The organism is Pseudomonas sp. 43(2021), from assembly GCF_017490805.1.
Classification (GTDB): domain Bacteria; phylum Pseudomonadota; class Gammaproteobacteria; order Pseudomonadales; family Pseudomonadaceae; genus Aquipseudomonas.
Window position 1 is genome coordinate 36,528 of record NZ_JAFGYJ010000026.1, and the last position, 14,839, is coordinate 51,366.

At 63.5% G+C, this 14,839-nt stretch carries 4 protein-coding genes and 1 pseudogene; 3 read left to right on the plus strand and 2 right to left on the minus strand.

All coding sequences use genetic code 11. The features are described 5' to 3' along the window. Positions 1-28 precede the first annotated feature (28 nt). A complete protein-coding gene (locus tag J5M71_RS20875) occupies positions 29-934 on the plus strand; it encodes a MurR/RpiR family transcriptional regulator (protein WP_207836194.1) in 906 nt (301 codons plus the stop codon). Here J5M71_RS20875 and J5M71_RS29570 read toward each other — a convergent pair whose 3' ends face one another. After that, the gene (locus tag J5M71_RS29570; protein ID WP_279382371.1) at positions 935-1,060 is read right to left on the minus strand and encodes a hypothetical protein; all 126 of its coding nucleotides are present in this window, start codon (positions 1,058-1,060) and stop codon (positions 935-937) included. Here J5M71_RS29570 and J5M71_RS20880 point away from each other — a divergent pair. Then, a pseudogene (locus tag J5M71_RS20880) lies at positions 1,040-1,306 on the plus strand (fumarate hydratase C-terminal domain-containing protein); the annotation flags it as partial. The gene J5M71_RS29570 and the pseudogene J5M71_RS20880 sit on opposite strands and share 21 nt — an antisense overlap. A 153-nt stretch (positions 1,307-1,459) precedes the next feature. On the opposite strand, the gene J5M71_RS20885 reads toward J5M71_RS20880, so the two are convergent. Further along, complete coding sequence (locus tag J5M71_RS20885) at positions 1,460-12,553, minus strand: peroxidase family protein (RefSeq protein WP_207836196.1); 11,094 nt, start codon at positions 12,551-12,553, stop codon at positions 1,460-1,462. A gap of 544 nt (positions 12,554-13,097) precedes the next feature. On the opposite strand from J5M71_RS20885, the gene J5M71_RS20890 reads away from it, so the two are divergent. Continuing rightward, positions 13,098-14,834 (plus strand): type I secretion system permease/ATPase, encoded by a 1,737-nt coding sequence (locus J5M71_RS20890; protein ID WP_207836200.1) that lies wholly within the window; start codon positions 13,098-13,100, stop codon positions 14,832-14,834. Positions 14,835-14,839: the final 5 nt, after the last annotated feature.

Below are 14,839 nucleotides of genomic sequence, written 5' to 3' on the forward strand. Positions count from 1 at the left end.
GGCACTCATTCAGGGAGTGTTGAGCCGCATGCCGAGCAATTCGAAAAACACCACCGTGTACGCCTCGCCAGTCATGCGCAAGTTGTCGGAGAGCCTGACCGACCTACCGCCTTCGCTGCGCAAGGTCGCCGATTACATCCTGCGTCACCCGCTGAAGGCAGCGACCCTGACCATCGAAGACATGGCCCAAGCCACCGGCACTTCGCCAGCGGCCGTCAATCGCCTGGCCAAGGCCCTGCAACTGGGCGGCTACAGCGGCATGAAAGCCGAGCTGGTGACGACCTTGCAGCAAATGGTCTCGCCCGTGGACAAACTGCGCAATGAGTTGGCCCAGCGGCCCGGTGGCGATTTTGGGCTGCATGAGCAGATCCAGAGCGCCAGCAGCAACCTGGCCACTGCCGCCAGCAACAACCAGGCCGATGCGTTCGAAGCCTTCGTCAGCAACCTGATTGCGGCACGCAAAGTCTACGTGCTGGGTTTCGGCAACAGTGTCTACATGGCCGGCCTCGCGGCCTCGACGCTGGTACCGTTCTGTAAGGACACCTGTGCCATCAGCATGGAGGGTGGCAACGAGAATGCCGCCTACCGTCTGGCTGCCATCACCGAGCAGGATGTGCTGCTGGCGATTACCCTGCCCCGCTACTCCCAGGACACCCTTCAGCTGTCGCGCTTTGCCCGCGAACGCAATGCCACGGTGCTGGCGATTACCGATTCGCCCGCTTCCCCCCTGACAGCCATCGCTCACCACGTGTTGTTCGCGCCCGCCGATCATCCGGTGCTTACCAGCTCCAACATTGCCGTGCTGGCACTTATAGAAGGGCTGGTAGCCGGCGCCATGGCGCGCAACAAGGAAGCGGTGAAGCTGGCGACAGAGTTGACAGAAAGCGTGATGTCCTACCTGCATGTGCCCAGCGGCAAGGCTTCAAAAAAGTAGTCACTGCCTGATTGGGGCGGATCGTTCCTGAGCGGCCTTACTGCCACACTGCCAGGCGCCGCCACGCAGGTCGACCGGCAGTTCGCGGCCCAGTTCGATGATAGCCTTGAGAACAAGGCAGTGCATGCAGTGTTTCCAGGCGGTTGCGCGGTGCTGGCAGCGACCCAGGTGGAAGAGATCGAACGCGCGGAATGGCAGGACCTGGGCATGCCGGAGACGCTGAGGGTGAACCGCGTGCGCGAGTTCGGCCCGTTGATCATCTCCATCGACACCAAGGGCAACAACCTGTTCGAGCAGAACAGGGCCCGCTTCAACGAGCGCAAGGGGGCGGTGATCGAGAAGATCGACAGCCAGGTGCGGTTCATCCAATAACCGCGTGCGACAGGGGCCACTTTGTGGCCCATTCGCGGGCAAGCCCGCTCCCACAGGGATATCACCAAGCCTGAGGGCAGTGATATCCCTGTGGGAGCGGGCTTGCCCGCGAATGGGCCGCAAAGCGGCCCTTGGCGCGTACCCCTCAGGCCCTCAACCTACCAGGTTGAAGTCCGCTGCAGTCACAGTGGTTGCATCCGCCACCCCCACAAGGCGGATGGAGTCGGTAGCACCGATGCTGACCAGCGTATCCGCGCCGTCATCGGCGATGGTAACGTTGGCGGCAAAGGTGGCCGCGGTGATGTTGAAGGCAGTGATATCCAGCAGGTCCTGCCCACCCGTCGCATCGCTATCGAAGTTGATGATCAGGTCATTGCCGAAGCCGGCGGCGAACTGGAAGACATCATTGCCATCAGTAGCCATCATGGTGTCATCACCCGCGCCGCCGTTTACCGTGTCGTTGCCAGCCGCACCGTTGATGAAGTCATTGCCACTGCCGCCCGACAGGATGTCGTTGCCTATATCGCCGAACAGCGTGTCGCTGCCTGCCCCACCGTTCAGGATGTCGTCACCGCGACCACCATCGAGGCTATCGTTGTCGTCACCGCCGTTCAAGGTATCGTTGCCGACACCACCGAGCAGCTGGTCGTTACCCGCACCACCGTTGAGCAGATCGTTGCCAGCGCCGCCGGTGATGATGTTGTCCAGCGTGTTACCGGTACCGCTGAAGTTACCCACCCCGGTATAGGTCAGGTTTTCGATGTTGCTGGTCATGCGGTAGCTGGCTAACGTGGTACGCACGGTATCCGTACCGCCCCCAGCGGTCTCGATCAGCCCATCCCCGGCATTATCCACCATGTAGATATCGTTGCCGAGCCCCCCCACCAGGCGGTCGGCACCCGCACCGCCATTGAGCAAGTCGTTCCCAGCGCCGCCGGTGATGATGTTGTCCAGCGTGTTACCGGTACCGCTGAAGTTGCCCCCTCCGGTATAGGTCAGGTTCTCGATGTTGCTGGTCATGCGGTAGCTGTCTAGCGTGGTACGCACGGTATCCGTACCGCCCACCACGGTCTCGATCAGCCCATCCCCGGCGTTATCCACCATGTAGATATCGTTGCCGAGCCCCCCCACCAGGCGGTCGGCACCCGCACCGCCATTGAGCAGGTCATTGCCAGCGCCACCGGTGATGATGTTGTCCAGCGTGTTACCGGTACCGCTGAAGTCAGCCACCCCGGTATAGGTCAGGTTTTCGATGTTGCTGGTCATGCGGTAGCTGGCCAACGTGGTACGCACAGTATCCGTACCGCCCCCAGCGGCCTCGATCAGCCCATCTCCGACGTTGTCAACCACGTAGATGTCGTTACCGAGGCCACCCACCAGGCGGTCGGCACCTGCCCCACCATTGAGCAGGTCGTTGCCAGCGCCGCCGGTAATGATGTTGTCCAGCGCATTACCGCCACCGATGAAGTTGCCCCCCCCGGTATAGGTCAGGTTTTCAACGTTGGCCCCCAGGGTGTAGCTGGCCAGGCTGGTCTGCACCAGGTCGACACCGCCGTTAAGCGCTTCGCTCACCGTGTCGCCGACGTTGTCGACCACGAAGGTGTCGTTGCCACCACCGCCGGTCATGGCATCCGCGCCAAGCCCGCCGTTGAGGATGTCGTTGCCAAGCCCGCCGAACAGCTGGTCGGCACCGTCCAGGCCCGAGATCACGTCATTACCCGCGCTGCCGATCAGGATATCGGCACCATTGGTGCCGACCAGCGCCAACCCTGGCACTGCAGCAGTCGCCGCCGAGGTGAGTGACTCCTGCGCGCCGAAGGCGTCGGTGTAGCGCACGATCACCTGCAATTGCTGGCCTCCCTGGTCGAGGCCCGGGGTGAAGGTGGCCGCAGTGGCACCAATGATGTCGCTGAAGACGCCGCCCGTACCTTGCTGCCACTGGAAGCTGAATGTACCCAGCCCGTCCAGGTCGGCAATAGTGCCGGTAAGTGCCGTCAGCGTCTGCCCCTGAACTGGCGTGGTGTCGCTGATCAGCACGGCACCGGTGGGCGCATCGTTGACGTTGGCCACCGGATCGAGGATGTCGGAGGCGATGCTTTCATGTACGCCGACGTCATCCACGTAGCTCACCAACACCCGCATGTTCTGCCCCACCTGTTCCTGGGTCAGGACAAAGGTGCTGCTGATGGCACCGGCAATATTGACCCAGCCCAGGCCCCGGTTGGACTGCCACTGGAAGGTGAACTGCGGGTTGCTCAGCCCGTCGGCATCGACGATGGTTGCGGTGTTGGCGGTAAGGGTCTGGTTCTGCACCAGCAGCCCGGTCACGGTCGGCCCGGCGGTCGGCGCGTTGTTCGGCGACGAATCGACGATTTCCAGCGTGCCCTTGGTGTCCTGGTACACTCCGCGTACGCGGATGTTCAGGCCTGCTACATCATCGGTCACCCGGTAGGTGCTGCCGATCGCCCGCGAGACCTCGCCGGCGGCGACGAAGGTGATGTCTTCGTACACCCCCGAGCCCGGCAGGCGCTCGACCTGCCAGTAGTAGGCCATCGGGCCGTTGACGGCACCGCTGGCATTGCCTGCGCCGACGTTGTCGGCATCGTGCACCGCCACGTTGCTCACCCGCAGCAGCTGGCCGCTGACCGATGTGTCGTTACGCAGACCAGTGGCAGCGTCGAGGATCGCCAGGTGGCCCGTTGGGCCGGCGTTGACGGCAGTGCCCACGCCGGAAGCCTGCGAGCTGTCGGAGAACTGCAGGCGCTCGATACCGGTCAGGTGGTCGACACCATCACGCCCGGCCACCAGGTCGGTGACGATCACCGAGTTGCCATCGACCACCACGCTGTAGTCGGTGGACACCCCCGAGAACACCGCCGTGTCGTAGCTGTCGGTGCCGTTGAGGATTTCGCGGATGATCACCAGCTGGCCCGGGTTGTAGGTGCCATTGAGCATCAGCGGCACCATCGGCTCCATGCTGTCGTAGCTGGCGATTTCCGGGCCGGTGCCGTCGCTGTTGGCGCGCACGCTGATGCGCACGTTCAGCCACTTGTCACCGTCGAGGATATCGTCACCGCCACGGCCTTCGATCAGGTCGCTGCCACTGCCGCCGAGGATGATGTTGCCACCATCGTAGAACGTCGCCCCGGCAGCCAGCAGGCCGGCCAGGCCGTCGATCAGGCTGATGTTGGTCAACACGCTGCCCGTGGCGCCATTGGTCGGCAGGCTGGCGGCGTTTTCGTTGTCACCGCGCAGGAAGTCGCCATGGGCCGAGCCCGACAGGCCTTCCATGATGTCGAAGCGCACCAGCGCAGACGCACCCGAGCCAGGTACCGGCGGCACATCGAAGAAGCGGTCACTGTAGTCGATGGTCACGCCCTGGGCCAGGTCCTTGAAGGTTGCCCAGTCGTAACCGGAGCCACCGATGTAGCGGTCACCGAAGCCCAGGCTGCCGACCATGATGTCGTCGCCGCCTTCACCATTGAACTTGTCGTTCTCGTTGCCACCGATGAACACGTCGTGGCCAATGACCGGGTCGTTGCCGAGCGGGTCGAAGTTGTCGCCAGGCGCACCGTCCGAGGTGCCCTTCTCGATCCAGTCGTCGCCTTCGTTACCCATGTCCTGCTCGTTGGCCTTGCTGCCCAGGATAAAGTCATTGCCCTGGCCGCCAATGGCCTCGGAAGCGTCCTCACCGGTGACGATGAAGTCGTTGCCGAAACCACCGATAATCAGGTTGATGCCATTACCGCCGTGCAGCACATCGTTGCCGTCGCCGCCCTGGATATTGTCGTCACCACCCATGTCGCTGATGATGTCGTCGCCGGTACCACCACGCAGTTGGTCGTTGCCGTCGCCACCCTCGATGCGGTCGTTGCCACCATCGCCCCAGACCGTGTCGTCACCCTCGCTGGACACCAGGATGTCATCACCATCAGTGCCGCCCAGCACGATGTGCTCGGCACCGGCATAGCGGATGTAGTTGGTGTCCGGGCCTGCCGTCAGCGGGCTGTCGCGGAACACCACCTGCTCGCCATTTTCGCCCAGTGGGTCGGCGCTGCCCAGGCCTTCGTTGAACTGCTTGCTCTGGTCTACTTCCAGGTAGAAGCCCGGGTCGGAGAACACCAGGCCCGGCAGGTGGGTGGCCGAGGTGTTGGCCATGATCAGCTTGGCGAACGAGTTGCTTTCCAGCTCGGCGTTCATCGACAGGCCAGCGGTGCGCTCCAGGTAGTAGAAGCGGTCGCCATCCTGCAGTTTCTCCATCTGATTCTCGAACACGAAGTTGAAGGTAGTGCCAAGCATGCCACCGAACGGGGTTTTCGCTTCAGCCAGGCCGCCGATCCACAGGTCGATGGCATCGACCCCGGTCACGGTAACCGCCCTCAGGTCATCGGCGGTGCCGAGCACGCCATCCTTGCCAGGCAGGGTGACGTTGGCGTAGGCCCCGGTGCTGTTGAGGAAGTCCAGGCGATCGGCTGGCGCACCGTCACCGCCGAACACCAAGGCCATGGCCGCCGCGCGTTTTTCCAGCAACGTGGTGGCGCCGGTGATGGTGCTGTGAGTGCCGTAGGCGGCGATGAAGTTGATCAGCGACTCCGGATGCTTCAGGTGCTGCACCAGGTCGACCCAGCTGGTGTACGGCTTGAGCTGGGTATCGCCGGTTTGCGCGTAGATGTCGCGGCGCACGGCGTTCAGCGAGGGGATACCGACGTCGCGGCCACGGGCGATGTTGATCGCCGGCAGGTCCAGCGGCAGGCCGAGCAGGTTGTTGCGCAGCGCCTCGGTGACGAACTCGTCGATTTCGTTACCGGCCTGGCGGGTGACCCCGCGCACGATGGCGCTGGTGGCATCCTCGGGGGTAACGCCACTGGCGGCATACGCCAGCGGGTTGAGGAACGCCGCGATCAGGCCCAGTTGCTGGTCGGGGTTGGCACTGTTCGGGTCGCCGATGACAGTGAAGTCGACGTTGAAGCGGTCGACAGTCTCGGTCAGCATCGAGTGGCCGAAGCGGTACACGGTGTGGGCGAACTCGGCCACGATCGACGCATCGAGGTCGACGTCATACACCTGGGTCGGAGCGAAGAACAGGTCGACCCGCGGTTGCACGGTGCGGGCGAACTCCTCGAACACCAAATGCTGATACTGCATCTCGGTACCGAACTTGGCCGCCTGGAACAGGCGCTCACCATTCCACACCAGCGCGTCGATCTCGGCCTGATTGGCCGGCAGCGCGGTCAGCGGGTTGAGCAGCCACTCGTTGATGAAGGCCAGATCGCCCGAGTCGAGCACGGTGTCCTTGGTCTGTGCCACCAGCCGGTTGTGCTCGGAGTGGAATATCGCATGCACGGCGGTCAGGCCGATGTTCTCGTTGACCCGGCCGTCGCCGGCGATGTAGTGAGCATCGAGCAGCTCGTTGTCGTAGGCCAGGTTGGCACCGGTCTGCGGGTTCACCGGCACGGCATTGCCCGCATCGGTATCGGCATCAGGTACCAGCACGCCATTACTGAACACCGGCACGGCATTGTGGGCAATGTCGGCAAGGAACTGGTGACCGGTGCGTACGGCGTTGGTCAGGTCGATCGGCGCCAGCGGGTTGCCCTCGATCTGCTCGTCATCGGCAGTGCCGGCAATGCCGTCAGCCCCTTTCATCACCACCATCGGGAAGCCGTTCGGCCCCTTGATGAAGTTGCCGTAGGCGTCGGTAGCCAGCAGCGGCACGTTGTCGACATCGGCATCGGTCAGGTTGATGCCAAGCAGGTCACGGGCCTGGGCCTTGACCACTTTCCAGGTCGCCATGCCACCGATTTCCGTATCGTCCGCGGTACCGTACTTGCCATCTGCACCCAGGTCACGGTTTGTGATCAACCGGCCAGTGGCAACCGGGCCAGCGTCGGTCATCAGATAAGAGCGCAGGAACACCTGGTGCGAAGGATGCGAGCTGTAGGTCTGGTTCTGGTCCACGAATGGCGTGGTGGTGTTGGTGTGCTCGTGAATATCGTCGGCGTTACCAAGGATGCCATCCGGCCCCGGCAGGTTGGTGGCACGGGTCACCACCATGAAGTTGGTGAAACCGCCCTCCACGTACAGCGGGTCATCCGGTTGCAGCGGGATGTAGATGGTGCCCGAGCCCCCTTTGGTGACCAGGTCCAGGCCATGGTCGAAGAACTGCCCGAAGAAGGTCATCCAGGCGTTGAACGGCGCGGACAGGCCAGCATCGGCAGCGGTGTTCTCGAACAGGTAGACGTCGTGGTCGTCAGCGGTACCGAACTGGCCGTCCAGGCCCGGGCTGGCGACGATGCGCACACCGTCCTTGAGCACGTCGTCGTTGCCAACGGCGCCGAAGTTGAGCACGCCGTCGGCACCCGGATCATACGCGGTGGCATAGGCCGCCGGGTTGTTGGAGGTCTGGTCGACGACCAGGTTGCTGATGGTGCGCGGCTGCGAGTCGAACACCGGGCCGCTGGTCTGCTGGTACGACGAGCCCGGAATGGCCGGCGAGCCAGGGCCGAAGAAGCCCGCAGGCGCACCTTCGGCCGGGTTGAACACCGGATCGGTCAAGCGCGGGAAGACATTGTCGCTGGCACCGAACTCGGTGTTGTTGATGCCATTGAGGTTCATCAGGTTGTTGTTCGAGCCATCCACCGCCCGCAGGCCCAGCGGCGCACGGATGTTCGGCAGCAACGAAAGGATGTCTGCCCCGTTGGCGTCAGCCTCGGCGATCTTGATCTGGTCGAGGATGAAGTTGAGGTCGGAGCGCACCATGTGCAGACCGGCACCGCCTGCAGTGGCATCCACCACCGGCGTGGCCGGTGTCACTACCACAGGCGCGCCCGGCTGCACCACGGCGGTGGGCTGGGAGAACAGCACTTCGGTAGTGCCGTGGGCGTCCTGGTAGATCGCCTTGACCCGCAGGGCTAGCCCGGCCAGGTCTGGCGACACCTTGAATGTGGTGCCGTCGGCGCTCTGGAACGCCAGGTCGCCGGCTGGCAGCAGGATGATGTCCTCGAACACACCACTGCCCGGGGTGGCCTCGAACTGCCAGTAGTACGACACCGAACGGTCGGCGAGCGTACCCTGGGGGTTACCGGCGCTGATGTTGTCGGCATCCAACACACCGGCGACGTTTACCGTAAGGACATCGCCCACGGTAATCGCACCGCCGTTGCCGTCAGTAATGGCCGGGCTGCCGGTAGGCTGCGCATTCAGCCCCTCAACCAGCACCCGCTGGCTGTCGGCGAACTGCAAGCGCTCGATATGCAGCAGGGTATCGACGCCGTCGCGGCCAGCCACGTTGTCGGTCACCGTCCAGACATCATCGGAAGTGTCGAGCGTACCTTTGGTGTTCTGCGTCACCGTGTATTCGCTCTGAATCCCCGAGAACACAGCCGTGTCGAACGCCGCGCCCCCCGTCGAGGTGCCGGGCAGGATTTCCCGCACGGCCTTGAGCTGGCCAGGGTTATAGGTACGGTCGAGCATGAACGGAATCATGTCGACCATGCTGTCGAAGCTGGCGATTTCAGGGCCGGTATGATTGACGTCATCGGCGGCATACACCGCGATGCGCACGTTGAGCCATTTGTCGCCGTCGATCAGGTCATCGCCGCCGCGACCTTCGATCAGGTCGCTGCCATTGCCGCCGAGCATGATGTTGCCGGTGGCAAAGCCAGTGGTCGGCAACCCGGCATCGGCCAGGAACTGTTGCAAGCCGCGGATCAACGCGACGTTGGTCAAGGCGCTGCCGGTGGCACCGCCATGGTTGACAATGGTCACGGCATCGACGTTGTCGCCCTTGAGCACGTCGGCGAAGTTCGAACCGGACACGCCCTCGACCTCGGCAAAGCGGTCGAGGATGGAAGCCGGCGAGGCGCCGACCGGGTTGAACACGCCAGCGTTCTGGTTCGGTGCGTTGCCATGGGGCTGAGCCAGGGCGGCCAGGGTCAGGTCGACGGTGACGCCAACCTGGTCATTCTTGTTGGTAACCCAGTCGAAACCGGACATGCCGTCCATCTTGTCCTGGGCGTCACTGCCGACGAAGATGTCGTCGCCGCCCTCCCCGATCATTTCGTCGAAGCCACCGCCACCGACGAAGATGTCGTTGCCGACCACTTCATCACCCAGCAGCGGCGCAAAGTTGTCGCCGGGCGCACCGTCCTGGGTGCCCTTCTCGATCCAGTCGTCACCCTCGTTGCCGGTAGGTGGCAGGTTGGTCTTGGCGCCGAGGATGAAGTCATCACCCTGGCCGCCAAAGGTGGTGGTGATGTCTTCGGTGGTGACGATGAAGTCCTGGCCGTTGCCACCCAGGATCAGGTTGCCGGCCGCCAGCATGCTGCCGGCGACGATCACGTCGTTGCCGTCGTTGCCTTCCAGACGGTTGTCACCGAACGAGTCGGTGATGATGTCGTCACCTGCGCCACCCAGTACCGCATCGTTACCGGCGCCACCTTCAAGCGTGTCGTTACCGGCGTCGCCGTAGACAGTATCGTCGCCTTCGCCGGAGATGATGATGTCGTTGCCGGAGGTGCCGCCCAGTACCACATGGTCTTCACCGGTGTAGTGCAGGTAGTTGGTGTCGCTGCCCACGGTATCGGGATTGTCGCGGATCACCAGCGGTACGATCTCCACGCCGTTGATCATGATCCCGCCGGTCGGGTCGGCCCGGCCATCGGCGCCCAGCCCGGTGAACTGGTTGGCCTGGTTCACCTCGAGCGTGAAGGTTGGGGTGAGGAACACAGTGTTGGACAGGTGAGTCACATCCGAGTTGGCCATGATCAGCTTGGCGAAGGAGTTGTTCTCCAGTTCGGTGCCGAAGTTCATGCCCGCGGTACGCGACAGGTAGTAGAACCGGTCGCCGTTCTGCAGGGCTTCCAGCTGGGTTTCGAAGACGAAGTTGAAGCTGGAACCGAGCATGCCGCCGAATGGCATTTTCTTCTCGGCCAGGCCACCGACCCAGAAGTCGATGTCATCGACGCCGGTAACGGTCACCCCACTGATATCGTCGGCGGTGCCGGCGATACCGTCCGCGCCGGCCAATGTCACGTTGGCATAGGCACCGGTGCCGTTGAGGAAGTCCAGGCGGTCCGCTGGCGCGCCGGCACCGCCAAGCACCAGCGCCACGGCCGCGGCGCGTTTATCGGCCAGGGTGGTTGCCCCGGTGATGCTGGCGTGGGTGCCGTAGGCGGCGATGAAGTTGATCAGCGACGCCGGGTGCTTGAGGTGGTCGCCGAAATCGACCCAGCTGATGTACGGCTTGAGCTGGCTGTCGCCGGTTGCAGCATAGAACTCGCGGCGTGCCTCATTCAGGGTGGGGATGCCGGTGTCGCGGCCACGGGCGATGTTCAGCGCCGGCAGGTCGAGCGGCAGGCCAAGCAGGTTGTTGCGCAGGGCTTCGGTGACGAACTCGTCGATTTCGTTGCCCAGCTGGCGGGTGACGCCGCGGATGATCGCGCCGGCCGCTTCATCAGCGGTTGCGCCACTGCCGGCGAATGCCAGCGGGTTGAGGAAGGCGGCGATCAGGCCAAGCTGCTGATCGGGGTTGTTCGGGTCGGCTGACACCGGGTTGAACGCCGGGTCGAAGCGGTCGACGGTTTCGGTCAGCATCGAGTGGCCGAACCGATACACCACGTGGGCGAACTCGGCGAGGATGGCCGGGTTGATCGAGGTGTCGTAGCCATTGGGGGCCAGGAACTCGTCGATCTGCGGCTGGATGGTGCGGGCGAACTCTTCGAACACCAGGTGCTGATACTGCATTTCGGTGCCGAACTTGGCGGCCTGGAACAGCCGCTCGCCGTCCCATACCAGCGCGGCGATTTCAGCGGGCGTGGTGGGGATGGCAGCGACATCATCGATCAGCCACTGGTTGAGGAACGCCAGGTCACCGGAGGCCAGCAGGGTGTCCTTGGTCTGCTGCACCAGGCGGTTGTGCTCGGAATGGAAAACGTGGTGCACGGCGGTCAGGCCGATGTTCTCGTTGACCCGGCCGTCGCCTGCAATGTAGTGGGCGTCGAGCAGTTCGTTGTCGTAGGTAAGGTTGTTGCCACCTGGCCCCACCGGCTGCGCGTTACCGACGGCAGTATCGGCGTCGGCCTGCAGCACACCATTCACGATCACCGGCGCGGCGTTGTGGGCGATGTCGTCAAGGAAGCCATGCCCGCTGCTCACGGCATTGGCCAAGCTGATGGGCGCGTCGCGGTTGCCTTCGACCAGCGTGGTGACGTCGTCGGCGGTACCGGCGATGCCGTCGGCACCATTGCTCACGCGCATCACCACCTGCGGCATGCCGTTGGGCCCGCGCACGAAGTTGCCGTAGGGGTCGGTGGCCAGCAGTGGCACGCTGTGCACGTCGGCGTCGGTCAGGTTGATGCCGAGCAGGTCGCGGGCCTGGGCCTTGACCACTGCCCAGGTGGCCATGCCACCGCTTTCGCCACTGCCATCGTCAGCGGTGCCAAAGCGGCCATCGGGGCCCAGGTCACGGTTGGTGATCAGCCGTCCGGTGGCTACCGGGTCGCCTGCGGCGTTGAGCGTGTATTCACGCAGGAACACCTGGTGCGAGGGGTGCGAGCTGTAGGTCTGGCTCTGGTCGACGAACGGCGAAGTGGTGTTGGTCTGACCATCGTCGGCGGTGCCCACCACGCCATCGGCGCCAGCGGTACGCACGGCGCGCGGCAGCACCATGAAGTTGGTCGGGCTGTTGGGGTCGAACAGCGGGTCGTCCGGCTGCAGCGGGATGAACACGAAGTCGGTGCTGCTCTTGGTGACCAGGTCCAGACCGTGGTCGAAGAACTGGCCGAAGAATGTCATCCAGGCGTTGAAGCCGGCGGTCAGGCCGGCGTCGGGCGACACGTTGGGGATGAAGAACACTTGCGTGTCGTCAGCGGTGCCGAACACCCCATCGATGCCGGGGCTGATCACCGGAGCAGCACCGCCATTGGCCTCCACCGCAGCCGGGTTGTTCGCCGTCTGATCGACTATCAGGTTGCTGATGGTGCGTGGTTGCGAATCGGTGACCGTGCCGGTGCCCGCATAATCGCCGCTGAAGGAGGGGCTGAGCAGGCGCAGGAACGAGTTGTCGGAGGCACCGAATTCACTCTGCCCGGTCACCAGGTTGTTGTAGCTGCCGTCCACGGTGCGCAAACCGAACGGTACCTGGCTGTTGGGCAGCAGGTCGATCAGGTTCGCGCCATCGGCGTGGGCTTCGGCGATGAAAATCTGTTGCAGGATGAATTCAAGGTCCGACTTGCTGAAATTGGCCATTTCAAATTGCCCTCGATCTGTCGGGAGATGACACAGGGCAACAGGGTCCTTCCCGCGCCCAGTCAGTATTGACGTGCGCAGATACTGGTTCTGTGTTCCAGGCGCAGGGCGCACAACACGCTTGTGCCGGCCCCACTGGCCTTCTCATTCGCAAGCCGGCACCCACTGTCCGGGGGCGTTGTTAAGCATGCGATACAGCTGTAACGCACATGCATCGACCCCAGCTCGCACAGGGTCCGAATACATCAGACTAAAGTCGCAGGCGAAAAGCTTGTCAATATTTCGTCGAAAAAAACACCACACGATGATAATGCGTTGCAAATAGCTGTTTTATTGGCACTTATGAAAACTTCAAAGACCCGATAGAGCGAAACGATATTACCGTCCATGTCGCTGCAACCTACGCTCCAGCATGTGGGAGCTACGCAGCGTTTTGGACCATTCGCCATAAGAGCGATCCGCCTGCGAGCCAGCCAGAAGCCACGACTACCGCTGTACGGGGCGCCGCAAGGGCTTCCCGATTTGCGATAAAAGGGAGGCCCCGATGCACAAGCCACCACGCACTCGTTCCGAGCTGGCCGACGTGCTGTTCCGCCTGCGCCGTAGCTTTTTTGCCTTGGCCGCCTTCAGCGGTGTCATAAACGTCATGATGTTGACGCCAGCAATTTATATGTTGCAGGTGTACGACCGCGCTCTTGTCAGCCGCAACGTCACCACCCTGAGCATGCTCACCCTGCTGGTGATCGGTTTGTTCATGCTGATGTCAGCCCTGGAGATGGTCCGCACCCGCGTGCTGATCCGGGTAGGCAACTTCCTCGACATGGACCTCAACCGACGCATCTTCAGCGCCGCCTTCGAGCGCAACCTGAGCCGCGCCGGCGGCAACCCGGCCCAGGCCCTGCAGGACCTCGCGCAGGTGCGGCAGTTTCTGACCGGCAACGGCCTGTTCGCCTTCTTCGATGCCCCCTGGACGCCGATCTACCTGCTGGTCAGCTACCTGATCCACCCACTGCTGGGGCTGGTCACGCTGATCGGCTCGCTGATTCTGGTGGGCCTGGCCTACCTCACCGAAAAGGCCACGCAAAAACCCTTGGCCGAAGCCAACCAGGCGGCCATGTCGTCGGCCAGCTACGCCAACAACAACCTGCGCAACGCCGAAGTGATCGAAGCCATGGGCATGCTGCCGGCGATCGGCAAGCGCTGGTACCAGGGCCACTTGCGCATCCTGCAGATGCAGACCCTGGCCTCCGACCGCGCCGCGCTGATCAGCAGCACCGGGCGCTTCGTGCGCATTACCTTGCAGTCGGTAATCCTTGGCGCCGGCGCACTGTTGGCAATCGAAGGCAAGATCACCCCCGGCATGATGATCGCCTGCTCGATCCTCACCGGCCGCGCCCTGGCCCCGGTAGAGCAGGTGATCGCCGCGTGGAAGCAACTGCTGGGCTGCCGTTCCGCCTGGGGCCGGCTCAACGACCTGCTGCACGACTACCCGCAGCGGCCACCGAGCATGTCGCTACAGCGGCCACTGGGCATGCTGGCCGTGGAAAACGTGATCGCCGGCGCCCCCGGCACCAGCAACAACATCGTGCGCGGCGTCAGCTTCAGCCTGGTCCCGGGTGAAAGCCTGGGCATCATCGGCCCTTCGGCCTCCGGCAAGTCCACCCTCGCCCGCCTGCTGGTAGGCGTGTGGCCGACCCAGGCCGGCAAGGTGCGCCTGGACGGTGCCGATATCTTCACCTGGAACAAAGCCGAACTGGGGCCGTGGATCGGCTACCTGCCGCAGGACGTGGAGTTGTTCGAGGGCACCATCGCCGAGAACATCGCACGCTTCGCAGAAGTGGACAGCGAGGCGGTGATCCGCGCTGCCCGCAGCAGCGGCGTGCACGACATGATCCTGCGCTTCCCGCAGGGCTACGACACTCGTCTGGCCGCCGACGGCAGCCCGCTGTCCGGTGGCCAGAAGCAACGCATTGCCCTGGCCCGTGCGCTGTATGGCGAGCCGAACCTGGTAGTGCTGGACGAGCCCAACGCCAACCTCGATGACGTTGGCGAAAAGGCCCTGGTCGATGCGCTGGCCGAACTCAAGGCGCGCGGTGCCACGGTAATCCTGATTTCCCACCGGCCCAATGTGCTGTGTGCGGTCGACAAGGTGCTGATGCTGCGTGACGGCGCTGTACACATGCTCGGCAGCCGCGACGAAGTGTTCGCGGCGCTGCGCAAGGCCAGCGTGATCCCGGCGGCAACCGCTGCGCCGCTGGCTTCGGTAAAAGCACGGGAGTGATCGAT